Annotated in this window: 25 protein-coding genes, 1 pseudogene and 2 riboswitches; of the genes and pseudogenes, 6 read left to right on the top strand and 20 right to left on the bottom strand. The window is 39.6% G+C overall.

What is annotated here, in order from left to right:
• Nucleotides 1–9: 9 nt before the first annotated feature.
• On the bottom strand, nucleotides 10–2667 hold the full coding sequence (gene mgtA / locus I6H64_RS03630; RefSeq protein ID WP_008840947.1) for a magnesium-translocating P-type ATPase: 2658 nt from the start codon (nucleotides 2665–2667) through the stop codon (nucleotides 10–12).
• 117 nt (nucleotides 2668–2784) lie between these two features.
• A riboswitch (M-box (ykoK) riboswitch) is annotated at nucleotides 2785–2956 on the bottom strand.
• A gap of 423 nt (nucleotides 2957–3379) precedes the next feature.
• Here mgtA and I6H64_RS03635 point away from each other — a divergent pair.
• Both I6H64_RS03635 and I6H64_RS03640 read left to right on the top strand, forming a co-directional pair.
• A complete protein-coding gene (locus I6H64_RS03635; protein ID WP_056984988.1) occupies nucleotides 3380–4555 on the top strand; it encodes a multidrug effflux MFS transporter in 1176 nt (391 codons plus the stop codon).
• 336 nt (nucleotides 4556–4891) lie between these two features.
• Nucleotides 4892–5461, top strand: coding sequence for an NAD(P)H-dependent oxidoreductase (locus tag I6H64_RS03640; protein ID WP_008840944.1), 570 nt, complete (start codon nucleotides 4892–4894; stop codon nucleotides 5459–5461).
• Nucleotides 5462–5532: 71 nt separating this feature from the next.
• Here I6H64_RS03640 and ribH read toward each other — a convergent pair whose 3' ends face one another.
• From ribH to I6H64_RS03700, 12 genes and pseudogenes are all read right to left on the bottom strand, one after another.
• Nucleotides 5533–6006 (bottom strand): 6,7-dimethyl-8-ribityllumazine synthase, encoded by a 474-nt coding sequence (gene ribH, locus I6H64_RS03645; RefSeq protein WP_008840943.1) that lies wholly within the window; start codon nucleotides 6004–6006, stop codon nucleotides 5533–5535.
• Between the two features lie 4 nt (nucleotides 6007–6010).
• Nucleotides 6011–7225: a bifunctional 3,4-dihydroxy-2-butanone-4-phosphate synthase/GTP cyclohydrolase II gene (locus I6H64_RS03650; protein WP_008840942.1), complete on the bottom strand. Its 1215-nt coding sequence runs from the start codon at nucleotides 7223–7225 to the stop codon at nucleotides 6011–6013.
• On the bottom strand, nucleotides 7218–7817 hold the full coding sequence (locus I6H64_RS03655) for a riboflavin synthase (RefSeq protein WP_008840941.1): 600 nt from the start codon (nucleotides 7815–7817) through the stop codon (nucleotides 7218–7220). Before I6H64_RS03655 ends, I6H64_RS03650 begins: the two co-directional genes overlap by 8 nt.
• Nucleotides 7818–8891: a bifunctional diaminohydroxyphosphoribosylaminopyrimidine deaminase/5-amino-6-(5-phosphoribosylamino)uracil reductase RibD gene (gene ribD / locus I6H64_RS03660; RefSeq protein ID WP_008840940.1), complete on the bottom strand. Its 1074-nt coding sequence runs from the start codon at nucleotides 8889–8891 to the stop codon at nucleotides 7818–7820.
• Nucleotides 8892–8981: 90 nt separating this feature from the next.
• A riboswitch (FMN riboswitch) is annotated at nucleotides 8982–9116 on the bottom strand.
• A gap of 679 nt (nucleotides 9117–9795) precedes the next feature.
• On the bottom strand, nucleotides 9796–10926 hold the full coding sequence (gene folP, locus I6H64_RS03665; protein ID WP_008840939.1) for a dihydropteroate synthase: 1131 nt from the start codon (nucleotides 10924–10926) through the stop codon (nucleotides 9796–9798).
• Between the two features lie 11 nt (nucleotides 10927–10937).
• Nucleotides 10938–11534: a non-canonical purine NTP pyrophosphatase gene (locus I6H64_RS03670; protein ID WP_008840938.1), complete on the bottom strand. Its 597-nt coding sequence runs from the start codon at nucleotides 11532–11534 to the stop codon at nucleotides 10938–10940.
• On the bottom strand, nucleotides 11515–12819 hold the full coding sequence (locus I6H64_RS03675; protein ID WP_008840937.1) for a bifunctional folylpolyglutamate synthase/dihydrofolate synthase: 1305 nt from the start codon (nucleotides 12817–12819) through the stop codon (nucleotides 11515–11517). Before I6H64_RS03675 ends, I6H64_RS03670 begins: the two co-directional genes overlap by 20 nt.
• A complete protein-coding gene (folE, locus tag I6H64_RS03680) occupies nucleotides 12812–13405 on the bottom strand; it encodes a GTP cyclohydrolase I FolE (RefSeq protein ID WP_005916940.1) in 594 nt (197 codons plus the stop codon). The genes I6H64_RS03675 and folE overlap by 8 nt, the downstream gene beginning before the upstream one ends.
• Nucleotides 13365–13874 carry a 2-amino-4-hydroxy-6-hydroxymethyldihydropteridine diphosphokinase gene (folK, locus tag I6H64_RS03685; RefSeq protein ID WP_008840936.1) on the bottom strand — a complete coding sequence of 170 codons (510 nt, stop codon included), beginning with the start codon at nucleotides 13872–13874 and terminating at the stop codon, nucleotides 13365–13367. The genes folE and folK overlap by 41 nt, the downstream gene beginning before the upstream one ends.
• Nucleotides 13867–14208 (bottom strand): dihydroneopterin aldolase, encoded by a 342-nt coding sequence (folB, locus tag I6H64_RS03690; protein ID WP_004165109.1) that lies wholly within the window; start codon nucleotides 14206–14208, stop codon nucleotides 13867–13869. Before folB ends, folK begins: the two co-directional genes overlap by 8 nt.
• 67 nt (nucleotides 14209–14275) lie before the next feature.
• Nucleotides 14276–15301 (bottom strand): annotated as a pseudogene (locus I6H64_RS03695) (YfcC family protein); the annotation flags it as partial.
• A gap of 119 nt (nucleotides 15302–15420) precedes the next feature.
• A complete protein-coding gene (locus tag I6H64_RS03700; protein WP_005916908.1) occupies nucleotides 15421–15696 on the bottom strand; it encodes a hypothetical protein in 276 nt (91 codons plus the stop codon).
• Nucleotides 15697–15858: 162 nt separating this feature from the next.
• Between I6H64_RS03700 and I6H64_RS03705 the strand changes: the two genes are divergently transcribed.
• Nucleotides 15859–16791, top strand: coding sequence for a LacI family DNA-binding transcriptional regulator (locus tag I6H64_RS03705; RefSeq protein WP_036685043.1), 933 nt, complete (start codon nucleotides 15859–15861; stop codon nucleotides 16789–16791).
• 183 nt (nucleotides 16792–16974) lie between these two features.
• Here I6H64_RS03705 and I6H64_RS03710 read toward each other — a convergent pair whose 3' ends face one another.
• Complete coding sequence (locus tag I6H64_RS03710; protein WP_005916901.1) at nucleotides 16975–17331, bottom strand: DUF1516 family protein; 357 nt, start codon at nucleotides 17329–17331, stop codon at nucleotides 16975–16977.
• A gap of 181 nt (nucleotides 17332–17512) precedes the next feature.
• On the opposite strand from I6H64_RS03710, the gene I6H64_RS03715 reads away from it, so the two are divergent.
• A complete protein-coding gene (locus I6H64_RS03715; RefSeq protein ID WP_005916898.1) occupies nucleotides 17513–17914 on the top strand; it encodes a fluoride efflux transporter FluC in 402 nt (133 codons plus the stop codon).
• Nucleotides 17915–18098: 184 nt separating this feature from the next.
• The gene (locus I6H64_RS10100; RefSeq protein ID WP_232623522.1) at nucleotides 18099–18245 is read left to right on the top strand and encodes a FluC/FEX family fluoride channel; all 147 of its coding nucleotides are present in this window, start codon (nucleotides 18099–18101) and stop codon (nucleotides 18243–18245) included.
• A 5-nt stretch (nucleotides 18246–18250) separates the two neighbouring features.
• Here I6H64_RS10100 and I6H64_RS03725 read toward each other — a convergent pair whose 3' ends face one another.
• Together I6H64_RS03725 and I6H64_RS03730 are read right to left on the bottom strand one after the other, a co-directional pair.
• Entirely contained in the window at nucleotides 18251–19114 is an 864-nt protein-coding gene (locus I6H64_RS03725; RefSeq protein ID WP_004165850.1) for a DegV family protein, read from the bottom strand.
• An 85-nt stretch (nucleotides 19115–19199) separates the two neighbouring features.
• Nucleotides 19200–19610: a MarR family winged helix-turn-helix transcriptional regulator gene (locus I6H64_RS03730; protein WP_005916889.1), complete on the bottom strand. Its 411-nt coding sequence runs from the start codon at nucleotides 19608–19610 to the stop codon at nucleotides 19200–19202.
• A gap of 133 nt (nucleotides 19611–19743) precedes the next feature.
• On the opposite strand from I6H64_RS03730, the gene I6H64_RS03735 reads away from it, so the two are divergent.
• Nucleotides 19744–21459: an Rqc2 family fibronectin-binding protein gene (locus I6H64_RS03735; RefSeq protein WP_008840929.1), complete on the top strand. Its 1716-nt coding sequence runs from the start codon at nucleotides 19744–19746 to the stop codon at nucleotides 21457–21459.
• Between the two features lie 123 nt (nucleotides 21460–21582).
• Here the strand turns inward: I6H64_RS03735 and I6H64_RS03740 are convergent, their stop codons facing one another.
• From I6H64_RS03740 to I6H64_RS03755, 4 genes are all read right to left on the bottom strand, one after another.
• On the bottom strand, nucleotides 21583–24042 hold the full coding sequence (locus tag I6H64_RS03740; RefSeq protein ID WP_008840928.1) for an ATP-binding protein: 2460 nt from the start codon (nucleotides 24040–24042) through the stop codon (nucleotides 21583–21585).
• Nucleotide 24043: 1 nt separating this feature from the next.
• The gene (locus I6H64_RS03745; RefSeq protein ID WP_002831632.1) at nucleotides 24044–25129 is read right to left on the bottom strand and encodes a carbamoyl phosphate synthase small subunit; all 1086 of its coding nucleotides are present in this window, start codon (nucleotides 25127–25129) and stop codon (nucleotides 24044–24046) included.
• 28 nt (nucleotides 25130–25157) lie between these two features.
• On the bottom strand, nucleotides 25158–25691 hold the full coding sequence (gene pyrR, locus I6H64_RS03750; protein WP_002831630.1) for a bifunctional pyr operon transcriptional regulator/uracil phosphoribosyltransferase PyrR: 534 nt from the start codon (nucleotides 25689–25691) through the stop codon (nucleotides 25158–25160).
• Between the two features lie 80 nt (nucleotides 25692–25771).
• Nucleotides 25772–26680 (bottom strand): RluA family pseudouridine synthase, encoded by a 909-nt coding sequence (locus I6H64_RS03755; protein ID WP_056984990.1) that lies wholly within the window; start codon nucleotides 26678–26680, stop codon nucleotides 25772–25774.
• Nucleotides 26681–26689: the final 9 nt, after the last annotated feature.

Consider the following 26689-nt stretch of genomic DNA (forward strand, 5'->3'; position numbering starts at 1 on the left):
TAAAATTTGTTAAATGAAGCCCTTGTAACGACGAATATAGGTTGATTTAACGACTGTAGCAAGCGCAAGATAGCTAAAGATTGTTATTACTAACCAAATCCAATAGCTGTCTGGTACAGCGGTCAAGCCTAAACTTCTGCCAATCGGAGTAAATGGAATAACGGTGCCGATGACAATACTCAAACTCGTGGTTATCGTTAGGACGGCTGAGGCACTGCTTTGAATAAACGGAATTTTGGCGGTTCTTAGCGCGTGTAAAACCATGGTTTGGGACCAGAGCGACTCGATAAACCAGCCGCTTTGGAAAAGCGCGATGAAATACATTTGATTTGGATGGGTCAAATGTATAAAATCACCGCCCGCAATCGCGGGACAGATAACGAAAAACATTAGTAGATAGGTGGTGATGTCAAAGATGGAGCTAGTCGGACCAAACCAAACCATAAATTTGCCAATACTGTTAACTCGCCATTTTTTAGGCCTTTCTAAATAGTCTTTGTCCATCGTATCCCAAGGAATTGACATACAAGAAAGGTCATAAATAAAGTTTAATAAAAGAATTTGAAGGGGTAGCATTGGCAAAAATGGCAGGAAGATGCTTGCAATTAATACGGAAAACATATTTCCAAAATTAGAACTTGCGGTTGCTTTAATATACTTCATGATGTTGCCAAATACTTCTCGGCCAATTAATATTCCATGCTTCAAAATAACTAAGTCGCTTGCCGTTAAAATTACGTCAGCAGATTCTTTTACTACGTCTACAGCCGAATTGACGGATATTCCAACATCCGCCGCTTTAATTGCTGGAACGTCATTAATTCCATCGCCTAAAAAGCCCACGGTGTGTTTATTTTTTCTTAACGCCTTTATGATTCTCCGCTTGTTTTGCGGGGTTAGTTTTATAAAAACATTATTTTGGGTGACTACCGGACCTAGTTCCTGGTCGGTTAAGTGATCAATATTTTCACCGCTTACTATGCCAGTTACCCTTAAGCCGACTTGTTGACAGATTGATTTAGTCACAATTGCATTATCCCCCGTCAAAACTTTGATGGTAATCCCCTTTGACTTCAAGGCTGATAGGGCTTGCTTAGCAGTCGGTTTAGGAGAATCTAAGAACGATAGAATTCCGATAAAGCTGAGGTTGGTTTCATCTTTAACGGAACAAGTGTTCGGTGTGGTTGCTAAACGCTTATGCGCAACTGCCACCACCCGTAAACCAGCTTGGTTTAACTGGCTAACTTGCCTTAAAATTTCGTGCTTGATTTCTATTGTTAGCGGGACCAAGCTACCTGCAGAGTAAACCGTATTAGTGATTTCAAGCATCTCTTCTACCGCACCTTTGGTAATTAGCTCGTAATGGCGCTGGGATTGATCTTTAAGAATAACGGTCATTCGCCGACGCTCAAAGTCGAAAGGAATTTCATCAACCTTTCGGTAATTAGCTGCTTGAGCTTTAACTTCCGGTTTAACTGCGTCGATAACGGCCTGATCCAACGGATTATTAAAACCAGTTTGGTAACGACTGTTTAAATACGCCCATTTTAAAGTCTCTTCGTCCGTCGTCCCCTTCCAATTTAAATAATGGTTTAAGGAAAATTGATTTTGGGTTAACGTACCCGTCTTATCCGTGCATAAAACGTCAATCGCCCCTAAATTTTGAATTGCTTTTAAATTTTTAATGATCGTTCCACCCTTGGCCATTTTAGTTGCTCCCTTAACCAAATTGGTAGTAACGATCATCGGTAGCATTTCGGGGGTGAGCCCGACCGCTACTGAAAGACCAAATAGCAACGCTTCTAGCCAATCTCCTTTGGTTAAACCGTTAATTAGGAAAATAACGGTAGTCATTATTACGGTGAATTTTATAAAAAGGTACGAAGTTTTTCGAATTCCTAGATCAAAGTTAGTTTCGGTCGGCGTAATTGATGCCGAATGGGCAATTCCACCGAATAAAGTTTGGTTTCCAGTCGCTATTACCACTCCTTCAGCTTGCCCGTTAGTGACGTAACTTCCCATAAATACTAAGTTTTCGTAGTCCGTTTCGCTTTTAACGTTTTTCTTAGATTGCAAATGGTTCTTTTCCACTGGATAGCTTTCGCCGGTGAGTGATGCTTCAGAAACCAATAAATCTTTCGACTTAATTAATCGCATATCAGCAGGCACCATGTCTCCGACAGAAAGTTGTACGATATCCCCGCAAACCACGTGATCTACTGGAATTTTTTGGATTCCGCTCGCCCTTTTGACTGTGGTGACGGATTTAATCATGGTTTTTAATTGTTCTACGGCTTTTGTAGACCGTAACGACTGTATAAGGGTCATTGTTCCGCTTATAATTACCATTCCAAAAATTATTCCGCTCCCCAGATAGTTACGTTCCCCAGGTGGAGCTAAAACTACGTCGGTAATAAAGGACACTAAGCCAATGCAAATCAAAACAATCGTAAACGGCGTAATGTAGGCTCCTAAGATTGTCCGGATAATTGATTTTTTCGCATTATCCGTTAGTTTATTAGGGCCAAATCGATTGCGCATTTTTTGAACCTGGGTTTGCTTAAGGCCTGTCGTCGTGATATTAAAGTCTTTAAATAACTCACGAATACTTGCCTTAGCAAATTTTTCGTAATTGGGTTTTAAATTGGTCTTACCTACATTTCTCATTTTTCTCCCTCCTTAAAAACCTATAAAAGTTGTTGAGGTGGAGACTTCAGGGCAAATAAAAAACGACTTTTTGCCCCGAAGCTCAGCAAAAAGCCGCATTTAGTTTATAGTAAGTAAACGCTGATCTATTCGTTGAGCTTTAGCACTATACAACGTAAAAATTTTCCAATTTTAGCTACCTTAAGAAAAGCCTTGAATTCGACAATTCCTGTTCTACCCATTAGTGTCTCTCGACATTTTTGGGCAGCAGCCTATGTTTGTATAGGAGCCTCACCTAACAAATGTATTCAATTAAAACAGAGTACCCTGTTATGGTTTCATCATACTTTATATTTACAAATAAAACTAACGCAAACCAAACACTTAACTAATTATTTATATTTTTTCTTGACGGTTAATAGTAATAATTTTGGGAAAGGGACCTCCCCTGTTAAATCCCGACTAAATTATATAAAAAGAGTGACTAAAAAAACACTTTTTTGATTATGCTTTTTAGTATTTATAAAGTTATTCTTCAAGAGGTTCGCTCACGGTAATGGGCTACTGTTGCATGTAAAATAATTAATTGTTACCCTAGTAAAGATATGCAAAATGGGCAGATAAGTGTAGAAAGAAGGTTTAAATAATCGAATATAAAGACTTTATCGCATGTGTGACAGTAATTAAATTAGGACGTTTTTCTTAAAAAATAATAAATAAAGGAAGTATAAAAATGAAAAACGTCCAAAAACAAGTTCCATCTTTAATGATTATTATCGCATTAGTGGGCTTCCCACAAATTAGTGAATCCATCTTCACTCCCGTCCTCCCTGCCTTGAGTGCTAATTTAAATGTAGCCGATCGGACTGGTCAATTAGTAATGAGCACTTACTTTATTGCTTTTGCAGCGGGGGTATTATTTTGGGGGAAGCGTTCAGATGCCAAGGGCCGTAAACCTGCGATGTTAGAGGGCTTATTAGTCTACCTTGTCGGCAACGTCGGACTATTTTTTGCGCCTAATTTTATAGTCATGATTTTCTTTAGATTGATCCAATCTTTTGGAGCTAGCGTGGGATCGGTAGTGACCCAGACAATCATGCGAGAAAGTTTCTCAGGAAGTAAGGGAGCTAAGGTTTTCGCTAACGTAGGTGCGGCCTTAGCCCTCTCCCCTGCGATTGGTCCCCTGCTTGGTGGATACGCCCAAACTTACTTTGGCTATCGCAGCGTTTTTGGTGTGCTAATTGCTATTGCAGTTTCATTGATAATTTATACCGGGGCGCGGTTGCCAGAAACCAATCCGGCAATCGGTGTTAAAGGGCCCAAAATTTCTTTGATTGCGGTAGTTCGGCGTCTTTTTACAGATCGTAATGTATTGGCCTATGGTTTATTGATCAGCGGAATTAACGGAATTTTATTTAGTTTCTACGCGGAAGCTCCGTTTATTTTTATTGATCATTTTCGTTTCTCACCAGTCCAATATGGAATCATAGGTATTATAATTGCCCTGTCCAGCATCATTGGTGCCATAATGGTTAACAAGTTAGTCTTAATCTGGTCGCCCACTAAGATTATTAAATTAGGTTTGATTTTTTCTTTATTTGGCGGACTATTTATGTTTCTAACGGTTTTACAAGATTCAGTAATCGGATTTATTGCTGGTACCTTTATTGTTTTCTTAGGTTTATATACTGTACTCCCCCTTTCCTTAAACCTTGCTTTAGTAGGTTATGAAAAAATTATTGGGGTGGCTAGTGGAATTTTTAGCTTTGCTTATTACCTAGTGATTAGTTTTCTAACCTATCTAATTAGCGTGTTCCACACCGGCTGGGTCGGCATTTTACCAATTTATATTTTTATAGTAGTTGGGATCATGACCCTGGTTTATTGGCTTAGGTTTAATAATCAGTAAAGCCTAATTCGTTTAAAAATAATAATGATTAGCTATTAATTTGGTTAATGAAAGACCATCAACTGAGGATATACAAATTATTAAGCAAATGGATTAATTAGTAAGTACCTTGCGTGCTCCTAAGTTACCTTTTTACGGCTTATAATTTTGGATATTGTTCGGGGATGGTCTTTTTATATTAGACTAAATATGGTAGATGATTTTTGAATTCTAAGCTTTATACAAATGAATGCCTAGTTGACATTTAAAACATAAAATAAAAACAATACCCTCTATTGAATAAAGCGCTTTCAAGAGATACACTTAGGATATAAATAAAAAGGAAGGCGACATTTCATGAAAACTATCATTTACGTACATCCCTGGGCCGGCAGTTTTAATCACGCAATTCTTGAAAATGTGAAAAAGAAATTTGACCAAAAACATGAGGATTACCAAGTAATCGATTTGTATAAGGATCAATTTAACCCTACTTTTTCCGCTGAAGAACTGAGCATGTTCAATGCTGGAGATACTCCTTATCTAAAGGTTAAAGAGTATCAAAAAATGATCAAAGATTCTTCAGAATTGGTCTTCATCTTTCCGATTTGGTGGTTCTACTTGCCAGGAATCTTAAAGGGCTTCTTTGACAAAGTGATGTTGAAAAAATTTGCTTACCAAGTCGACGAACAAGGCACCTGGACGGGGCTCTTAACCAATATTAAGAAAGTAACCGTCATTACTACGGCTTCCATGACTAAGGAAATTTTAAAAGCTAGCGGTGATCCAATTCAAGGGTTGTTTATTAACGGTACCTTAGGATCCGTTGGGATTACGCCTGATAAAGTTAACTGGCTGCATTTCGGAAACGTGGAAACTGCATCTCCAGATGAACACACTGCGTTCTTAGAAAAAATACTTGATTAGATATAAAAACAGCCCTGGTAACCAAAGATGGTTATCAGGGCTGTTTTTGATTATTACCTTATAACAATAGGTTATTTATTCAATTTTAATTCATTTTCTAAATTAATCATTTCTATGACACCACTAGCACATTCAATTCCTTTATTACCCGATTTGCCTCTTTCCCTGTCCAAGGCTTGATTCATACTATCAGTCGTTAGTATCCCAAACATTACTGGAACTTTGTTATTTAAGCTTACCTGACTAATTCCACTCGAAACTTCGTTACATACATAATCATAATGAGAAGTTTCACCGCGAATTACAGCACCTAATGAAATTATGCCGTCTACTTTACCCGAATTACTTAATAGCTTGACTACCCGTGGGATTTCAAAGGCTCCTGGAACCCAATAAACTATTATATTATTAGCTTCCACTCCCAGCTGTTCTAAACCTTGTTTAGCTCCATCTAATAATTTTCTAGTTACTAACTCATTAAACTTAGCAACAACAATACCAATTTTTTTACCTTTACCATTAAGTTTTCCGTAAGCTTCTCTCATACTATCAAACCTCCGTAAGCAAATGATGCATTTTTTGTTTTTTCGTTTTTAAATAACTCAAATTATTATCATTAGGATTCATTTCAAGCGGAATCCTCTTCTCTATATGAATTCCATATTTAGTTAATTGGGTAATTTTATCGGGATTATTAGTTAACAACTCAACTTTAGAAATCCCCTTTTGTTTCAAGATAGCTGCAGCAATGTCATATTCTCGTTCATCAGCTTGAAATCCCAGCTTTAAATTAGCATCTACAGTGTCTAGTCCGGCTTCTTGTAACATATAAGCCTTTAATTTATTGGTTAACCCAATTCCACGGCCTTCCTGACGCAAATATAAAACAGCTCCTGAGCCCTTTTTTTCAATTTGCTGTAAACTAGCTATTAACTGATCTCCGCAGTCACATCGTAATGAACCAAAAACATCCCCGGTAAGGCATTCCGAATGCAACCGTAATAGTAGCGAATCCGCGTGTTTTAGCTGGCCTTTAGATATTAATAAAGTAGGCTCTTGGCTATTTGGGGTTTCAAATGCTTCTAAATTAAAATTTCCATATTTAGTTGGCAAATTAACTTTTGCGACGCTTTTAACGAGTTGCTGATCTTTTAATAATCGGTAGTACTTGATTTCTTTTACCGTAATTAAAGGCATCTGCAACCCTTCTGCTAGTGACTTGAGATCTTTTTTTCTGGCCATCTTACCGTTTTTTTTCAAGATTTCCATGATATAAGCGGCTGGAGTGCTATTAGCAAGTTTAGCTAAATCAACAGCGGCTTCAGTGTGTCCTGGTCGTTCTAACACACCACCCTTTTTAGCAATTAGCGGGAATATATGGCCTGGATGATAAAAATCATCATACTTTGATAGTGGATCAACTAATTGTTTAATAGTTTTAGCACGATCATACGCTGAAATGCCAGTTGTGGTACTTTTAGCATCAGTACTAACAGTAAAAGCAGTACCGAACGCATCCGTTGAGTCGTCAGTCATCGAATGGAGGCCTAATTTTTTAGCTAAATCTAAACTCATTGGAACGCATAATAACCCACGTGCATGAGAAATCATGGTATTTACGTTTTCAGGGGTAACATGTTCAGCTAGCCCCACCATATCACCCTCTCCTTCACGTTCAACATCATCAGCAACGATAATTAATTGACCTTTTTTTAAAACCTGAAGAGCTTCTTCCACTCGCGTAAGTACGTCTTTTTTAACCATTAAAATCCCTCTTTTTGCTAAGAATATACTTGCCTAAAATATCAGTCTCGACATTTACTTGATTTCCAATCTTTAAGTATTTAAAAGTAGTTTCTTTAATTGTGTGCGGTATCAAGCTAACGATAAAATGGTTTTCAATAACTTTTACAATGGTTAAGCTGACGCCATCTAGAGCAATCGACCCCTTTTCCACGATGTATTGTTTGAAATCATTACCGATAGTGAATTCAAAATCTATGGCGTTGTCGTCGACGACCTTTTTAATCAAAGTAGCCGTAGTGTCCACATGTCCTAAAACAAAATGGCCATCTATTCGATCAGTTGGCAAAAGCGCAGGTTCAAGATTTACTTTTGTGCCAACTCTAAACCTGTTAAATGCGGTTCTTTTAGTAGTCTCGGGCATAACATCTACTTGAAATCCGTCCGTAAAAATTCTTGTGATTGTTAAACATACTCCGTTTACCGCGATACTATCTCCGATTTTGCTATTAATCTCTTTTACTAATGAAGTAGTAATTTTTATTTTAGAAGAGTTTTGATGTCGATCAATTTGAGCAGCCGCCCCATAATCATTAATAATCCCTGTAAACATTTACATTCTCCTTAACTTAAACTTCGTATCTAACCCAATGAATTCTCGGCTGACTAACTGAAAATTCGATGATTGTGCAGCTTTTCCCTGAACAGCTGGTAATCCTTGACCGCCAAAGATTTTGGGCGCTACATAAACAATAATTTCGTCAACAAGATTGCTAGCTATAAATTCAGCATGTAAGTGACTACCACCTTCGATTAAAAGACTCTGGACCCCAATTTTAGCTAAATATTCTGCAATTTTTTTAGGATTCCATTTAGAATCGATAACGATGTTAATTCCTTTAGGCCATCTCTTCTTTGTGACCGTCCGGGAAAGTACAATTGTTTTTAAATGATCTTGAAATATTTTTAAATTGTTTGGCAGCTGGTCGGCATTATTAGCTACAACGACTCGCCAAGGTTGGTAAGGCGTATTTATATTTCTAACAGACAGCGATGGATTATCAGTCAATGCTGTATTTTCGCCCACCAAAATAGCTTGATTTGTAAGGCGTAACTGTTGACTATCCGCGAAAACTTCATTCCCAGTGATAAAGCTTCTCAGATTAGATTGGCGATTAATTTTTCCATCTAATGTCATAGCATATTTAACGGTAATGTACGGCCGGCCACGGTTATAGTAAAAGTTATATTTTAAATTTTCTGGTAATTTCAAATTTAAATTTGTTACTTCAATCCCCGCATTTTTTAAAATCGAAACTCCCTTACCTGACACTAATGGATTAGGATCCAGCTGGCCAATGACAACTTTTTTAATACCAACCTCAACTAGCCTAGTCGCACAAGGAGGGGTTTTGCCAAAGTGACTGCACGGTTCCATACTCACATACATTGTGGCGCCAAAGGCTGCGTTGATGTTTTCTAACCGGTTTAACGCATCAATCTCCGCGTGCTCTTTACCGAATTGATGATGATATCCCGTAGCCAAAATTTCACCGTTCTTAACGATAACAGCCCCAACTAATGGGTTGGTCCACGTTTTGCCCTTTCCTTTCAAAGCTAATTTAAAAGCTAAATCCATAAAATCTTGTTTAGTAATCAAAATCACCCCATATAAAAAGCCCCGCACTATAAAGTGTGGGGCGGATTTTTGATAGCCAAAAAGATTTCATACGAGAGTATGCCAAAAAGCATACAAAAAGAGTACGAAATTTTCGCGTTTTTTCTTCTCCCATCCAGACTATACTGTCGGTCCTAGACTTGCACTAGGTCAACCGCAAAAAAAGCGGGTCACGGACTTCAACACTGAGTTGTCACCGTCGGTCGGGAATTACACCCTGCCCCGAAGAAATCTATTCAGTTTTCGAAACAGAGTTTACTCTTTAATAAAAGTTTAGTCGAATACAACTAAACAAACTTTGTATTTTTATTTCTCCCAATGTCCAGTTTTAACCCGATGGTACACCTGAGCGCCAAAAAATACTAAATAAGATAGCCCTAAAAATATTAAAGCTCCGGTAATGATACCTGGCATTTAACTCACGCTCCCTTTGCTTGATTTTATTTTGATTGATGATATCATAATGGAAAAGGCAAGGGGTGCCTCCCTTGCCACGCCGATGGGTTTTAATGTGCGAGCTAATTACTTAATGTGATTAGCTTTTTTTATTATCTCGTAAGCTTTAGCCAGAAGCAAAATGCCCCGGCATACCACGTAGAAAGCAAGCGCCCACGCCATTAACAATCCCTTTCAAGTTATTCATATCTGACACCTCCACGCCTCTGGATTTTTTGAGGGGTGCCATATAAAAACTCAAACGGCGGCAATTTTTCGGGGGTTGCAGATCCCCTACTTAATTACGTATCCGATTATATCATTTTGTCCCGGCTGATCACATTTCCTTCCGCTTTTTAAATCTTCCTAACTTTATTAAATAAAAAAGAGCGCGAAACAAACTAACTTTTGTCTCACCCTCACTGAAATAGCTTTTTAAGATTTTTATCCAATTACTCATCATTTAGTGTGGTTAAAGCTAACTACCAAACCAATACCCATTTTGGATGACGTCCAACATTTTAGCTAGTTGAACCGTTTCGGCAATGTCGTGGACTCGTAAAATCCGGCCACCATGCAGATACATATATGCCTCAGCCACCAGCGTTACCGGGAGCCGGTCTTCTTTTGGTAACCCGAATAATTTAGCCCCAAACCCTTTTCTCGAAATGGCAATCATCATGGGCCGGTTTAGGTAATTAAACTGGTCGATATTTTTCATCATCGCGTAGTCTTGGTAGCCATCCGCTTTTTTCGCGTAACCAATCCCCTGATCTAACGCAATTCGATTAATATTAATTCCGTTTTGAACTAGCGTGGCAATATTTTCTTCAAAGAATGTCTTCATTTCTGCCGTAAGGTTATCGTAATCTTTATTACGCGCGCTGTGCATCGTTAGCAGTCCAACATTAGAATTACGCATCAGTGCCAGCTTTCGTTGGTCATCGGTAAAGGCGTTGACGTCATTAATGATATCGACATAATCGATCACCCGTTCCATTACCGCGTATTTATAAGTATCAATCGCTACCGCCACTTGACTAAAGTTCTTTTGAATTAGGTCGAGTACTTGGGTAACTCGTTTGAACTCTTCCTCCGGGGGAATTTCTACAAAGCCTGGCCGAGTAGTTTGGCCACCAACTTCGATAACGTCTACTCCAGCGTCAACCATTTCAGAGACCCGTTTTAAGATTGCGGTTTCACTTTGATACCAGCCGCCATCGTAAAAAGAATCGGGAGTAACATTTAAAATCCCATAGATTACGGGACGTTCAGTAAGGTTAAATTCAAAGCGACCAGCTTGCCACAGCACCCGGTACTTTTGATTTAGATCGTTCATTTGTTGGTCTAAACTCGGGTCATTAAAAATTTCCGTCAACTTTTCCTTAAAAAGGGCTAAGTTAACCCGTGGTAAAAGTAGGTCTACTTTCAGCCCCTCCACTGTATGAATTAAATCCATCTGGTCTAATAGTTTGGCTAACAACCTTAACTTCGCAGCGTCATCAGCAATTACCTTTAACGCTAAATAACGCTGCCGGTTAAGCAGGTCATCCCATATTTTATTTTCCAATTGACTGCTAAATTGTAAATGCTGTTCGTAGATTTCCATAACTGATTCCTTTATATAAAGTAGCTGTCCAATAAATTCTGAACCGCCTTTGTCCGATGCAATAGCGGTATTTTTTCGTCGTTAGGCAGTTCCGCTAGCGTAGCGTTTTTTCCCGGGACTTCCAATATTAAATCAAAACTTTTCCCATTGTTTCCGCGGGGCTCGGCACTAATTTGCCCAACAAATTTACCGGTTGCCTTAAGGACGTGAGGTTGGTTTACCGCCACCAAAGTAGACTGCATGGTTACTGCCCTACTTTGATTGGCAACCATCTTTAAAATTTGTTGGTTTAACGCCGAATCCGTAGTTTGGTCCATGTGTAAATCTCGCGAAGTAGTGATTCCTAAACTTTGGGGGCACGCTTCTAACATCATCCCAGTATCGTCAGCCACGATCCACTTTCCCGGAAGTTTTTGAGCAATCCAGTTGGCCTTGGTAAGCGCATTTTCGGAATAACTTATGGTACCTTCCTTAGGAAAATCAACTCGCCCTAGCAAAGACTGGTACGAAATTGCCTGCTGCCCAAACCATTCAAAAATCTGAATCAGTTCCCTAGTTTTATTTCTATTATTGGAAGCAATTATAAAGTTAGTTGGCATTGGAAACATTCGGTACCTCCAGCTCCTTGATCAAATAAAATGAACCGGTAACTACAATTGTCGTATCTGCATCAGCTAATGTTAAAGCCTGTTGCAAAGCGGTATATAGGTCACGATAACTACCCACGACTTTATTGCCTAACATGGTCTGAATCGTTGTCGGACGTAGTGCTCGGGATGGATTGTCTGGTTGAACCGCAAAAATCCGATCGGCCGCTTTAGCATACAAGTGCAACATTCCTGAGTAATCTTTGTCTTTTAAGAAGCCTAAAATAAAAAATAATTTGTGATTGGCGTTCAAATTGGACAATCCCTTAAGCAGGGCTTGAGTACCGTCCACGTTATGAGCCCCGTCTAAAATAACCAACGGATCCCGTTGCAAAACTTGAAATCTACCCGGAATCTGAATATGCTGCATCATTTCGATTAGTGGTTGCCAATCATTAATCACTTGCTGATTAAACAGCCATTCGTAAACTGTTACCACGGTCGTTAAATTATCAATTTGGTAATCGCCCAGCAATTTAAACATCGTTGCTGCAATGTTAGTGGTCTTGGCATGCAGACTAACTTTGAACCCAGTTATCGAGCGCTTTATCACTTGAATTGTTCCCGGAACTGCTTGAATTACCGAAGTGGCACGTTTTTGAACCGCCTTTTTTTCAAGGATTGTCCGCACCTGCTGCGTTTGTTTGGGAGCGATAAAGACGGTTGCATCTTTTTTGATAATTCCCGCCTTATTTTGCGCAATTTGTTCTAAGGTATCGCCTAAAATTTGTACGTGGTCGTAATCGATGTGGGTGAAAACGACCGCTGCGGGATGTTCAATAATGTTGGTTGCGTCATTTTCGCCACCGAGTCCTGCTTCGATAATTGCCCACTCCACACCATTTTCAGCAAAATATTCCAACATAATCAACGTAAACCATTCAAAGATTGAAATACTTGCCGGTGCGATAGCTGAGGGAAGTTTTTGCGTGATTTTTTCGTATAAAGCCACAAAAGCTTCTTTTTCAATCATCGAGCCGTTAATTTGAATTTGTTCGCGCTGGTCAATCATTGCCGGGCTGGAAAAATGGCCCACCCGGTAGCCCGCGTTTTCGAGACTTTTTGCAAGCATAGCGCCTGTAGAACCTTTCCCGTTGGTCCCCGCTAAGTGGATGATTCGATAATTTAAATCAGGATGTCCTAAGGCTGCGAGGACTGTTTTTAGTAATGGAATGCGATCTTGGTGGCTAACCAGCATGTTATGGTTTAATTTTCGAATTAATTCTTCGTAAGCTGTTTTAGGCATTTTGTTGTCCGACCTGCTGGAAAAAGTTAGCCCTTAAAGCTTGATCCGTTTTAAAAACCCCGGTCATTTTTGAAGTATAGGTAAACAAGTTTGATTGGTTAATACCACGCATTTCCATACATAAATGCCGTGCTGACACGGTAACTGCGACCCCTTGAGGATCTAAGATGTTAGCTAATTCAGTGCTAATTTGGGTAGTTACTTTTTCTTGCATTCCGGGCCGTTTAACAACAAAGTCAACCAACCGGGGAATTTTGCTAATCCCAATGACTTTGCCATCCTTAGGGACGTAAGCGACGTTGACGTTACCAAAAAATGGCAATAGATGGTGTTCGCATACCGAATAAAACGGAATCTTTTGGACTAAAACCATTTCAGGCTCTTCGTCTACGTGAAAGATCTTATAATCGGTAAAATCGGTCGCTTGGTGGTTTAGTCCCGCAAAAAGTTCTGCATAAGCTTTCGCTACTCTTTTAGGCGTTTCCACCAAACCTTCTCGTTGGGGGTCTTCCCCAATTCCTTCTAATAAATCACTGACTGCTTTTTCAATTTTGGGTAGGTTCAATGTTTTCACTTCCTGAATCATATATTCTGACCATATTTTTGTCCGAAGTTGCATCAAGCAAAGCTTGGATTGCTTGATGAAGTTTAGGATCGTCCTGACTGACTTCCAACATCGGAATTAAAACAAAACGCCGATTTGGAATCTCCGGATGGGGAATCGTTAATTTCGGAGAAGACACATGATCGTTATTAAAAAATAAGATGTCTAAATCAATCGTCCTCGGACCCCAGTGGATGATTCGTTTACGTTTTAAAGCTTTCTCAATCGCGTGCAAATCATCTAATAGCTCATAAGCACTCTTCGAAGTCTTAACTTGAATCGCCATGTTAAGAAAATCATCCTGTTTGACGCCACCCACCGGTTCAGTTTCATAAATATGGGAAAGTCGGCTAACCTGAGCCACCTGATTTAACTTCTCAATTGCTAATTCTAAATTCTTTTTACGATCCCCTATATTACTGCCAATGCTTAAATAAGCCGTATTAACCATTCTGTTGACCACTCACTTCTATTTCTACGTTATCAAAATGTCCGTTAATCGGGACACTGTATTTTCTAATCTTCAATCGCACGGCTTGAAGACTGGGATACTCACGTAAAATCAATTCTAATAGGTGATTAGCAACGCTTTCGATCAAGTCATAATTATGAGTTAAAACAAATTCTTCGACCGTTTTATAAACGGCCGAATAACTAACCGTTTCGGTTAAATCGTCATGTTTAACTCGTTCTTCAATTGGATAAGTTAGCTCGGCATCAATTTCGATTTTTTGCCCTAGCTTCTTTTCTTCCGGTAAAACACCGTTGTAAGTATAAAACTGCATGTTGTTAATTCTAATCTTTCCCAACGAAACTCACATCCAATCCTCGTTAATAGTTATAATAATACCATATGTGGGTTACAAACATAATCACAACCGACATTACGATGAAAAGCATGGTAATTTCATTAAAGTACCAGCTACCAAACGGTACAATATCCGTTCCAAGTAACTTGCCAAGGAACGGAATTCCAGTTAGCCACTTAACCGACTGGTCCCAAAAAGTAAAGTTTGGGTTAATTGAACTCCACGGAATCAAAGCAATAATCATGAGTACGAAAGTTAAACAGAAGATGAAAAGCACCCGTTTTTGCGCCTTGGTTAACTTTTCAGTCTCAGCAGCCTGATTCTCATCAAATCCTTGTAAAAAGCGCTTCTGATCGGCCTCGCGTTGACCATAAACCAGAGATTTAGTAGGATCCTTTTTAATCTTAGTAGCATAGCGATAAACGAACGTAATACTAATCACGTCGAATAGAACTAGCAAGAGAATCCGAGAAAATAATCCGTCTCCCATCGAGATATTAATCGTTTGGGAAGCAACTCCGGTAGCAAACGGATTAACCGTGGAAGCTAAGCATCCAATTTGCGTACCAATTAACGCAATCCCAACTGCAGTAAGGGAATCAAAGCCTACTTTCATCATTACTGGAATTAGTAAGGGATAAAACGCAATGGTTTCTTCCCCCATTCCAAAAGTTGTGCCCCCAAGGGAAAATAAGATCATTAAAATAATAATGAGTGCTTTTTCACGCCCTTGTAGCTTGTAGACGATTTGATTAATCCCCTTATCTAAGGCTTCGGTTTTATTAACAACTCCTAAAAATCCCCCAATTACCAGGATGAATAAGGAAATTGAAATGGCACCGTCCGTGTACTTGTTCCCAATCATTCCAATGATTGGGGCCATACAAATATCCCAAATGCCTTGGGGACGATATCCCGTCTGCTGGTAAGTTCCAGCAATAATCCGCCCCGCTTTGTCCATTGCGTAGTGACCGCTTGGAATGAACCACGTTAAAATACCGATCATAATGATAATAAATACTAAAACGGTATACGCGGATGGCATTTTGAACTTAAATTTTTTGTTCATAGTCATCTCATCACCTTTCATTCAAATTGCACATTGATGTACCTAAAATGATGATAAGTTTTTTTGAACAAAAAAACAATTGTTAGGATACATTTTGTAGCCTTTTAAGCGTATTAACTTTAAAGCTTAACTAAGACATCTTTAAATTGGTTTCGTAAATATTCGCCGATCCCTAGCCCATTTTCGAAAAATTTCAGCTGCGTGCCCTGGTAATTAAAGGAATATACTTTAGTACCTAGAAAATCACTTTGGGTTACGTAAATAATATCGCTGAGCTTTATTGAACAATTAAACTTACTAGTGCTGGAAATAACCAAATATCCATTATGGCATTTAAGGTTAGCATAATACATTTGACTATGGCTACCAGCGATTACTTCAAAATACGTATACATATAAATCTCCCCCTTTACCTTGGAGTTTAAAGGGGGAAATCGGTTTCATATCAAGTGCAATACTTTATTTTACCAACTGGAACGGGTTCCCTTTTACCTAATTTGTTATGAAACGCGTTTCATATATTAAAATAGACTTATCAGGATTAGGAGATGGATTACATGACCAACATTAGAGACATTGCTAAAAAATCTGGGTATTCGGCATCCACCGTTTCCCGCTTTCTCAATCAGACTAGTTACGTATCCCAATCGGCGAAGCAAGCTATCCAACAAGTCATCGACGAGCTAGATTACGTACCCAACGCGCTTGCTCGCGATTTAAGTAAGGGTAAATCTAATACGATCGGTATCGTAATCCCACAAATGCAGCACCCGTTCTTTACTGAATTAATTAACGGAATTATGGATACCGCCTTTGCTGCGGACTATCACGTTTCTGTGCTAGAATCGCGTTACGATGAGCAACTGGAAGAAAAATACTTAGAAAAATTGCATCGCAAAGCTTTTGATGCGCTCATTTTCACTTCACACAAGCTACCATTGGCACGTTTAGCTGCCTATCAAAAATACGGTCCGGTAATCTGTTGTGAAGACCCCGGGATTACGCCAATTGCAGCGGCGTATGTTTTACGAAAAAAGACTTACGTGGCTGCTTTTAATTGGATTAAAAAAAAACGGTATTCTAAGATTGCCATTACTTTAAGCCGGTCCTACCAACTTAGTGCAACTAGTAAGGTAACTTTGCAAGCCTATCGAGACGTTTTCGAAACTTTTCCAGACGACCAGTTGATTTTTGAGGGAGTTGATAGTCATCCAGTTGCTTACCAAGCTGCTTCCCGGATCGCTCAAATCCACCCAGATTTTATCTTTGGCAACATCGATGACGTGATTGCTGGAGTCTACCAGTATTACATAGATAATCAATTGGAATTACCGAAAATGATGGGCCAAGAAAATCAAATATCCGGGAAATTATTAAAAATTCCCACTATTGACCACCATCTTCGCCAATTAGGACAAGCTGCGGGACGTTTAGCAATCTCTGGGGACGTTCGTCAAATTGCCATTGAATCCGACCTAATCATTCGTTAAAACTAAATTTAAAAGTTAGGTAGCTTGTGAGCATTAACTAGAAATTGACCATTATGCTTGAATTTGGCATAATGGTCAATTTCTAGTTAAGCGGAACGAGCTGACTTTTGGCACACGTTTTGGCTCTACTAAAAGTCAACACAACAAGGTATTTTTATAAGATTCTCATCTTTTACAGTCCGACTAGCCATAAAAATACTGAACCACTACCGCAAGTAGCGATGTAATTGCAAATGCAAAGATGAGCAGGATCACAAAATTGCTTTTAAAGCCCCGTTTATTGCGTTTGTACGTCAGCAAAAAGTCAAATAATCCGATGGTAATAATTTCTAAAATAAACTGTATCCAAACTAATAATGGCGACATGGCAACTGTGTGAACTACATTAAACAGTCCCGTAAGAATAACAAATATATATAATACCCGTGAACTGTACTGCGCGATTAATGTTTGTTGAAACTGGTCAATTGTTAATCCATACGCGCAAATCATTCCGACCAAAATCCACACAATACTATGAAGAAATTCAATTGTTGACATGCAAAGTAACCCCTTTAAATTTAAGCTTACTAAAGTAGTTTAGCATAGTTGAACCTTTGAGGTTGACACTAGGGCTTAATTGTAATCATACTGAAATCTTACTTTCCTGCTATGATGAACGCTTATTTTATGATACTTTATTTAATGTTGCTTATTTTCAATTGAAAGGGATTGAATTAATTTGTTTAAAAAAAGTGTTAGTGTTGCTCTGTTTGGAGCAATTGGCGGTGCTTTGCGACTGCTATTACAGTCATTTTTCCATCACGGTGCCACTGCTTTTCCATTTGATTTAATAATCATTAACCTCCTGGGGTCTTTTCTTCTAGGTATTCTAACAGGGGGCCTATTAACTGCTTTAGAAACTTCTGATTTTATTAACGTGGGGCTTACGACGGGATTAATGGGCGGCTTTACTACCTTTTCAACATTTATTCTATCCTCAGATAAATTGCTGGTACATTTGCAATGGATTAACGGTGGTAGCTTTATGATACTTTCCCTTCTTCTGGGAGTACTTTGCGCCTATGCGGGCCAAATTGGCGGCAAACAGATTTTGCATCATTATCGAAAGGAATGGGAGTAATGAGTTTATTAATTGTGAGCCTTGGAAGTGCTCTAGGCGCCCTTTTTCGTTTTTGGGCAACCACTTTCATTAATCGGCAGGCCCTTTCTGAAAGTTTCCCTTGGTCAACATTTTTAATTAACATGCTAGCTTGTTTTTGATTGGTTATTTAACTAGTGTAGTTACCAGCCCCCTTACCCAAATTTTGCTAACTAGCGGTGTCCTTGGAGGTTTTTCAACCTTCTCGACGTTTGCAAATGAGGTAGTCACCCTATTCAAACAACCAAATACAAAAAAACTCGCGAGTTTACTAGGCGGATTACTTCTGGCAGCTCTTGGCAGCCAACTGTAATTCGTTTATTTTTTTGTGTAATCAATTAACCAAGCCAAAGCAATTGCTTTCTCACCTAAATGGGTTCCGATTACGGGACCAAAGTAAGATATATCAATTGGTAAGCTAGGATACTTTTCTTTTAGGCTCTCCCGCCATTTAATCGCGCTCTTTTCATCATTGGCATGAATGACTACGGCTCGCAGAGGATAATCTACTGATTTGTAGGCCTCCGCAAAGAGTTTTTCAACCCGTGCCATTGCCTTTTTACGCGACCGAACCTTTTCGAAAGCGACAATTTCGTGCTTGTCGTTGAAAGTTAAAATCGGCTTAATCTTTAATAAGCTTCCCACGAAAGCAGAAGCGTTAGATAGACGGCCCCCGCGGACAAGGTTTTGTAGATCATCCACAACAAAATACTCGTCAAATGTCGAACGTAAAAAGTCGAGTCGCGCAATGATGTCGTTGATATCGGCATCTTCTTTTGCCATACGCGCAGCTTCAAGCGCAAGTACTCCCATTAAGCGAATCGTTAGTTGAGAATCATAAACTACTAAGTTAACTCCGTCAATGGTCCCCTCTAGACTCTTTAAGCTCGCCACTAAACCTGAAATCGTACTAGCTAAGTGGATACTGATGATATTCTCATAACCCTGTTTAGCTAAATCTTGGTAAAGTTCAATCATTTCTCCTAGTGGAGGCTGTGATGTGCTAGGAAATGATTGCGACGTACGCAGGCGTTCGTAAAATTCTTCGGTAGTAATATCAACGCCTTCTTTATAACTTTTTCCGTCGATAATTACTGGAATTGGAACAACCGTGATATTATTTTCTTCAATTTCTTTATCCGTTAAATAACAAGTACTATCAGTAACAATAGCTGTTTTCATTAGTACACCTACTTCATTTAAAATCCATAACAATCACTATACCATAATTCTTTATTGAATGCTCCCATAACTTGACACGACAGCCCTATTTTAAAGCGTTTTTTAATACGCGATTAATTAAGATTTGAAACATGGCGGATTCCTCTTCACTCCAGTTATCAAAAAGATGCCGGTCAAACTCAGCCATTTTTTGGTTAACGTAAGTCCTTAAGGTATCGCCTTTATCGGTAATCGTAAAAGTACTTTTACGTTGGTCGATTTCATTACTTTGTTTTTGCAAAAAATTATGCTGGATAGCATGTTTTAATTGGCGACTAACGGTTGATTTATCTAAGCCGCTTAGTTCCACTAAATTTAAGGTCGTTAGTCTGGCATCGTTAACGTAATTCACCATCTTCCAATCTGCAACGGTCCCCGCCATTTCATGACAATATTTTTTTAAGTAGTTATTACGAATATGAGCAATTTGCTCTAAGGCAGTTAAACTGGCTTGCATAAATGATCCTCTCCTTCGTATTGCATTATACAACCAATTTAGTTGTATAATGCAAATAAGCAATTCTTTGCAACTAAAATCTATAAACGGTATACTTGAAATTAGTAATTAATTATTAGAAGGGACTGATTACATGGCCTTTGATGGTTTATTTACCCACGCCATGGTTAACGAGTTACGTAGTCTTGAAAGTGGCCGCGTAGCTAAAATTTACCAACCTTACCAAAGTGAATTAGTACTCACTATCCGAGCAAATCGGAAAAATGTTCCTTTACTAATTTCCTCGCACCCTAATTATGCACGTGTTCAAGTTACTAACCAAGCCCTATCCAACCCCGCTACTCCTAGCAATTTTGTAATGAGCTTACGGAAACACCTTGAGGGCGCTATTTTAAAGTCGGTTAAGCAACTGGATAATGACCGTATTATTAACTTCTATTTTTCACACCGCAACGATATTGGTGACGAAGAAGACGTAATCCTATCAGTTGAGATTATGGGTCGGCGTAGTAACGTTATTTTGTACTTAGGCAGTTCGCAAAAAGTTATCGATACGATCAAACACATTTCTGCTGATCAAAACCGATATCGGATGTTAGTTCCGGGCGCACAATACATTACCCCACCCGCTCAAGAATTATTGAACCCCTTTACTGACTCTAACCAGCAAATCTGGGACAATTTGCTTCGGGATTACCCAAATTATGAAGTTTTAGCTAAGCAAATTCAAGCCACATTTCAAGGTTTTGGTAAAGAAAATGCCCTTGAATTAGCTTATCGCTTAATTAATGGACAAACTCCCGCAACGGTTGTCCACGAGTTTTTAGATTGCTTCAATGCGAGCCCAAAAGGATTTATTTACGAGTCTCAAGCTAAAAAGTTAACCTATTCAGCAATCCAGCCTACGTTAACTGCGGATCAACCAAATTTGCAAGCCTTTAATAGCTTTTCTGAAATGCTGGATCAATATTATTTTGAGAAAGTCCAACGGGATCGGGTTCAGCAACGGGGACATCAATTAATTCGGGTAGTACGTAATGAATTAAAGAAAAATCGTAAAAAACTAAAAAAATTGCAAAATACAATGGCCCAAACCCAGTACGCTGATAGCTACCGGATTAAAGGAGAGGTATTAACTACCTATTTAAGCCAGATTAAGCGTGGGATGACCTCCGTTGAATTACCAAACTTTTATGATCAGAATCGACCAATCACAATCAAACTATCAAACCAATTATCACCGTCGCAGAACGCACAAAAGTATTTTAAAAAGTACCAAAAGGAAAAAAATGCCGTCAAGTACGTTAGCGAACAGATTGCGCAGACCGAAAGTGAAATTGCTTTTCTGGACAATATTGAAACTCAAATTGATTTGGCTAAACCAGAAGATTTGGCCGAAATTAAAATCGAGTTGGAAAATGAAGGTTACCTTCGTAAGCAAAAGAATCCTAAAAAACGTGTCAAAAACGTTATTAGTAAGCCGGAGCAGTTTATTTCTAGCGACCAAACCCCTATTTTGGTGGGAAAAAACGATGCCCAAAACGATCGTTTAACACTGAAGACCGCTAAAAAAGATTACTATTGGCTACATGCTAAGGACATTCCTGGTTCACACGTTATCATAGAAAGTAGCCAGCCGTCAGAACAAACTCTGATTGAAGCAGCTACAATTGCAGCATATTATTCAAAGGGAAAGAATTCAGCTAACGTACCTGTTGATTACGTACCAGTAAAGAATATCCGTAAACCGAATGGTGCTAAACCGGGATTTGTGATTTACGAAGGGCAACGTACTTTAAAAGTTACCCCACAGATTACGGTCGTTCAAAAATTGATGCAGAAAAAATAACTAACTAATTCAAAAAAACTGTCATACTAAGTCGGATAACGGAACACACTTAGAAGTTAAGTTCTCAGGTGTATTCATAATTGACTTTATAATGACAGTTTTTTTTATGCTCTAATCTTAAAACTATGAGTCAGCTTGTTCTAGTTTGGCACCAATTGCTAAGGAGTATGGCGCCTTTTGTGGTTGCGTTAACCCAAATTGCTTATACGGATAAACATGTTCGTAATGATACCTAGCCATCCGGACCGGGTGTTCTTCAATTTGGTACGTTCCGGTAAGCGTAATTTCAGTAATCATTCCTGCAAAATCTTGGTTAAATGCAAGGGATAAGAATGGTAAATCCTGGATCGCCACCGGTACACAACTAATCACCTTCAACGCGGAAGCTTCTTTTTTCAACATTACCGAAAAGATTCCGTCATGTTCAATTTGATTAGCTTCCTCATCAATTGCCGAGGTGTCTAACTGTTGATCCACGACTGAGTTCTCAGCAAAACTAAACAGTCTATTCTGATCCACCCCGATAATGCCAAATAGATGGGTTTGACCATTTATCTTACTAATTACCGCCATGTAATCAGCTCCGATGTTTTCTGACCGCGTTGTTCGGCTTAGAGGGATTTGCGCGATTTCAATGTTTTGTTCGGTTAACTGTGTAACAATTTGCCATTTCCCTTGAGCCAGTACTTTATCAGGCTTTTCACGTTGGATAATATTCAAACAATTTTCCACGGTTAAGGGTTCTAAATAGACTTTGTCCGCTAATTGCTGGTTAAAAGTAATTGCGTTAGGGTTATTATTAATCAAAATCACTTTGTACCCTAAAGCCTTACACCGCCGTAAGGTTTGAAAAGTGGTATATTCTGCAGCACTATTCGTTCCCACCTGGCTGTTTGCTGTGCCTAAAACTAACACCTTTTTACCGGAGATCTGCACAGCCTCGTCTTCATCTTCAAAAGTTGAATAATAGGTGTTGGTAAGGTACGGAAATTCCCCAGCGGTAGGCTCAACGCCTTTGTAGGTCGGAAATACTTTCGCCGTTTCCGTCCGAAATTTGCGTACTGCACTAGGAGTGGTGCGCCAGAGGTGGGCAATTTGTGTGTCTCCAAAGCCAAAGTATTTCGCTTCTCGCAAAGCCTCGGCATCAAAATGGTGGGCTTTTAGACGGTTTTCAACTTTAATTAAATGCCGTAATTTGTAGAAATAAAAAGCGTCAATGTGCGTCATTTCAGCAAGCTCGTCAACTGTATAACCTCGTCGTAAAGCCTCTAGTAAATAGTAAACTTCGCCCGCCCGCTCGTGGATCAAGACGTTAATCAGTTGCGCCTCGCTCAATTGGGATTCGTCCAGGGCCGCTTGTTCCGCAGCTGTCGTTGAATCTACTGAGCGAATCGCCTTTTGAAGAGCTTCTTCAGCGCTCCGTCCGAAAGACATTACTGCTCCCGTTGATTTCATTTTCGTATTTAACTCTTGATCCGCATTCTTAAAGCTAGCAAACGACCATGTCGGAAAGCGTACCGCAATGTGATCTAACGTAGGCTCAATTAATGCCAAGGCGTCGTGTTTTTGCACTCCGGTTAGCTCAATTTCGCGAAGGTTCTTTCCTAATAAGATCTCGGCCACTACTGTAGCAACGGGATAGCCAGTTGCTCGCGCTGCAAAAGCCGTAGTCCGGTCAAAGAACGGATTGATTCGTGTTACGAAGTACTTGCCGTTCGTCGGGTCAAGTGCGTATTGGACATGACAAACGCCCTTAATTTTCAAAACTTCGGTAATTTTTAATGCCGAAGCTCGCAATTCTTGAAATTCTGTATCGGTCAACGTTTGCGTTGGACTAAAGATAATCGAATCCCCCGAATGAACACCGATTGGGTTAAGGTCTTCGGCACCATTAATAAGTAGCTTCGAACCTTCTGCGTCTCTAATCACGGTCATTTCAATCTCTTTATAACCCACTACGCTCTTTTCTACGGCAACTTGGTTAGTTGTCGAGACCTTGAAGGCCGTCTCTAACACTTCTTGTAACTGGTGTTCGTTATCGCATTTAATTCGGTTTGTCTTAGTTAGGGAAGCAATCGGTTTGATTAATACCGGAAACCCTACTCGCTTAGCAAACATAACCGCGTTTTTTTCGTTTTCCACTACCGTCGTCGGAATAATTGGTTCCTTAATATGTCGCAGGACTTTATTCATCAATTCAGGATTATTGATGTTGTGGATCGTAGTGGTCGTGACGCCCATTGTCCGAATATTAAGCTCTTTTAGGATCCCAGACTCATTTAACTGCTCCGCTAACTGTAGCCCGCCAGTATTACTTACTACCGGCAAGATTACGTCGATTTCATGTTCTCGAAGAATCTGGATTAAATTGTTCACCGTTAATTCGGTGACGATAAAGTTAATTGGCACGTCTAGTTGCGGGATTACGGAGTTAGCATCGTTGGTTACGTAAAATAAATTACGTCCCTTTTGCGCAAAAATCTCAACAATTTGTGCGGCTGCTGCTTCGCTTTCCGTATCGCGACCAATTTGCGTTGGTCCGTTACCAATAATTAAAACGTTTCTTGCGTGAAATCTAGCCAACTTAACGGCCCCCTCTTGTCGTCATCATTTCCATAAATTCATCAAACATTTCGGTTGCTTCACGAGGTCCTGGTGAACTATCAGGGAAAAATTGGACGCTAAATGCGGGGAAGTCCCGGTGCCGTAAACCTTGAATTGAGTGATCAATCATATCATAATGCGTAACAATTAAATCCTTGCGGTTCACGGTTGCTGGGTCTACCGTGTATCCCTGACCATGTGAGGCGTACATTATTTCGTCGGTAATTACCGATAAAATTGGATGATTAGCGCCGTGATGCTCAGAGGTTAGTTCACTAATTTGGCAACCATTTGCAATTGCAAATGCTTCATGTCCCAACCCAATCGCAAATAAAGGAATATTATTGCGCTGTACGGTTTGAATCATTTCGATAACTTCCGCTGGTAAATCATTGGGATTCCCGGGACCCGTGGAAATAATCACACCATCCGGATCAAGACTAAAAATAGTATCGGCAGTTGCTGAATAAGTTAAAACCGTAACGTTGCAATCTCGTTGATTTAATTGCCGCAAGATACCATATTTTAGTCCTAAATCAATTACCACGACATTTTTACCATTTCCCGGATTAGGGAATGGTTTAGGGGTTGAGACTTGGTTTACCTGTTGATTAGTCAAGACAATCGCCCGGAGTTGGTCAAATGCATGTTCTAAATCTTTAACCGGATCGATAATGCTTCCCTTCATTTTACCGTTGGTGCGTAGTTTCTTAATTAATGCACGGGTATCAATTCCAGAAATTCCCGGAATGTTTTGTCGCTTTAAATATTCGTCCAGCGAAAGGCGCCGACGCCGATTAATGGAAACGTCGGCGACATCACGGACAATCACTCCTTTACAAGTTGGGTCAACAGATTCATAACTCGAGCGGTCAATACCGACCGCACCAATGGTTGGTTGAGAAAAAACAATAATTTGATTATGGTAAATTTGATTAGTAATCACCTGCTGATAGCCGGTCATTACGGTATTAAAAACAACTTCGCCAAAGGTGGTTGCTCGTGAGCCAAATGCTTTGCCTTTAAAAACAGAACCATCTTCTAAAATCAAGTAACGGTCTGCCATAATGCCACCTCCACAATTTAGTGCATCTTTAATTCGTTAATAACACTACGTCTTCATCGTCGATTTCACGAACGGAGACGTTTATTTTTTCATTCTGGGCAGTAGGAATGTTTTTCCCGACGAAATCTGCTCGAATTGGTAATTCACGGTGTCCGCGGTCAACCAAAACAGCTAAACTGATTTGCGCTGGCCGGTTAATGTCCATAATGGCATCCATTGCCGCCCGAATCGTTCTCCCAGTATACAATACGTCGTCGATCAAGATAACCTTCTTGTCTTTCAAGTCAATTTTAGATAGGTTAGCATTAGTTTTGGTAGGCCGTTTGCCTGCCCCATCGCGTTGATCGTCGCGATACTCCGCAATATCTAACTCGCCAACTGGAATATCAATATTCTCTAATTGTTTTAGGCGTTCAGCGATTCGTTTAGCAATGTACACTCCCCGAGTTTTAATGCCAATTAAAACAATATCTTCAACGCCCTTATTCCGTTCGATGATTTCATATGTAATGCGAGTCAACGCCCGTTTCATCGCCATTGCATCCATAATTTCTTTTTCCATAATGTCAGCTCCTCCGTAGTTTTAATATCAACGCCATACTTACGTTATCTAAATCTTTTTCAACCTTGTGCAAAAATTTCTTAGTCACTAATGGCTCGTAATTTTTTTAAAGTGGTCTGGAAAATAGCTGGTGGATCAGCTTCAAACACCATTTCTTCGCCAGTCCGCGGGTGTTTAAACCCTAGTAATTTAGCATGTAAAAACTGGCCGTTTCCCTTCAAGGTCTTTCGGGGACCGTATAACGGATCTCCCGCTACGGGATGACCAATGTACTTAAGGTGCACCCGAATTTGATGGGTTCGTCCGGTTTCTAGCTGGCATTCTATGAGGGTATATTCGCCAAACCGTTCTAAAACTTTAAAATGTGTGACCGCCGGGCGGCCTTCCTCGTTGATGGCCATTTTTTTGCGATCTTTTTTAGAACGACCAATTGGTGCATTAATCGTACCAGTATCTTCTTTGATATTACCATGAACGATTGCCCAATACTTACGTTGGTTAGTTTTGTCCTTTAACTGTTTGCTCAAGCTTACTAAAGCTTGGTCGTTTTTAGCAACCATAAGCAATCCGGAAGTATCCTTGTCAATTCGATGCACAATTCCAGGGCGCAACTCCCCATTAATCGTTGCCAAAGGCGTGTGGGCCAATAGTCCGTTCACCAAAGTTCCATGATCGTGCCCGGGAGCAGGATGGACAACCATACCCTGGGGCTTATTAACGACAATCACGTCGTCATCTTCATAGACAATATCTAAATCCATTTTTTCGGGCTGAACGTCAATTGCTACCGGATCTGGTAGCTTAATTATAACTTGATCGTTCGGTTTAACTTGATAACGATTGGTAGTAGGCGCGTCGTTTACCAGAATCTGCCCTTTTTTAATCAAGCTTTGTACTTGAGAACGGGTTAGATCAGCGACGTTTTCCGCAATCACCTTATCCAAACGACCCTTTGCAGATTCTTCAATCGTAAAATTAATTTCTTTCATAAAATCCCC

Origin of the sequence: Pediococcus acidilactici (assembly GCF_016127815.1) — a bacterium.
GTDB lineage: Bacteria > Bacillota > Bacilli > Lactobacillales > Lactobacillaceae > Pediococcus > Pediococcus acidilactici.

What these genes read in the sequence shown, in the direction of transcription:
- mgtA (WP_008840947.1), bottom strand. Translation starts at nt 2,667, where the DNA reads ATGAGAAATGTAGGTAAGACCAATTTAAAACCCAATTACGAAAAATTT.
- I6H64_RS03635 (WP_056984988.1), top strand. Translation starts at nt 3,380, where the DNA reads ATGAAAAACGTCCAAAAACAAGTTCCATCTTTAATGATTATTATCGCA.
- I6H64_RS03640 (WP_008840944.1), top strand. Translation starts at nt 4,892, where the DNA reads ATGAAAACTATCATTTACGTACATCCCTGGGCCGGCAGTTTTAATCAC.
- ribH (WP_008840943.1), bottom strand. Translation starts at nt 6,006, where the DNA reads ATGAGAGAAGCTTACGGAAAACTTAATGGTAAAGGTAAAAAAATTGGT.
- I6H64_RS03650 (WP_008840942.1), bottom strand. Translation starts at nt 7,225, where the DNA reads ATGGTTAAAAAAGACGTACTTACGCGAGTGGAAGAAGCTCTTCAGGTT.
- I6H64_RS03655 (WP_008840941.1), bottom strand. Translation starts at nt 7,817, where the DNA reads ATGTTTACAGGGATTATTAATGATTATGGGGCGGCTGCTCAAATTGAT.
- folP (WP_008840939.1), bottom strand. Translation starts at nt 10,926, where the DNA reads ATGGAAATCTACGAACAGCATTTACAATTTAGCAGTCAATTGGAAAAT.
- I6H64_RS03670 (WP_008840938.1), bottom strand. Translation starts at nt 11,534, where the DNA reads ATGTTTCCAATGCCAACTAACTTTATAATTGCTTCCAATAATAGAAAT.
- I6H64_RS03675 (WP_008840937.1), bottom strand. Translation starts at nt 12,819, where the DNA reads ATGCCTAAAACAGCTTACGAAGAATTAATTCGAAAATTAAACCATAAC.
- folE (WP_005916940.1), bottom strand. Translation starts at nt 13,405, where the DNA reads ATGATTCAGGAAGTGAAAACATTGAACCTACCCAAAATTGAAAAAGCA.
- folK (WP_008840936.1), bottom strand. Translation starts at nt 13,874, where the DNA reads ATGGTTAATACGGCTTATTTAAGCATTGGCAGTAATATAGGGGATCGT.
- folB (WP_004165109.1), bottom strand. Translation starts at nt 14,208, where the DNA reads ATGCAGTTTTATACTTACAACGGTGTTTTACCGGAAGAAAAGAAGCTA.
- I6H64_RS03700 (WP_005916908.1), bottom strand. Translation starts at nt 15,696, where the DNA reads ATGTATACGTATTTTGAAGTAATCGCTGGTAGCCATAGTCAAATGTAT.
- I6H64_RS03705 (WP_036685043.1), top strand. Translation starts at nt 15,859, where the DNA reads ATGACCAACATTAGAGACATTGCTAAAAAATCTGGGTATTCGGCATCC.
- I6H64_RS03710 (WP_005916901.1), bottom strand. Translation starts at nt 17,331, where the DNA reads ATGTCAACAATTGAATTTCTTCATAGTATTGTGTGGATTTTGGTCGGA.
- I6H64_RS03725 (WP_004165850.1), bottom strand. Translation starts at nt 19,114, where the DNA reads ATGAAAACAGCTATTGTTACTGATAGTACTTGTTATTTAACGGATAAA.
- I6H64_RS03730 (WP_005916889.1), bottom strand. Translation starts at nt 19,610, where the DNA reads ATGCAAGCCAGTTTAACTGCCTTAGAGCAAATTGCTCATATTCGTAAT.
- I6H64_RS03735 (WP_008840929.1), top strand. Translation starts at nt 19,744, where the DNA reads ATGGCCTTTGATGGTTTATTTACCCACGCCATGGTTAACGAGTTACGT.
- I6H64_RS03745 (WP_002831632.1), bottom strand. Translation starts at nt 25,129, where the DNA reads ATGGCAGACCGTTACTTGATTTTAGAAGATGGTTCTGTTTTTAAAGGC.
- pyrR (WP_002831630.1), bottom strand. Translation starts at nt 25,691, where the DNA reads ATGGAAAAAGAAATTATGGATGCAATGGCGATGAAACGGGCGTTGACT.
- I6H64_RS03755 (WP_056984990.1), bottom strand. Translation starts at nt 26,680, where the DNA reads ATGAAAGAAATTAATTTTACGATTGAAGAATCTGCAAAGGGTCGTTTG.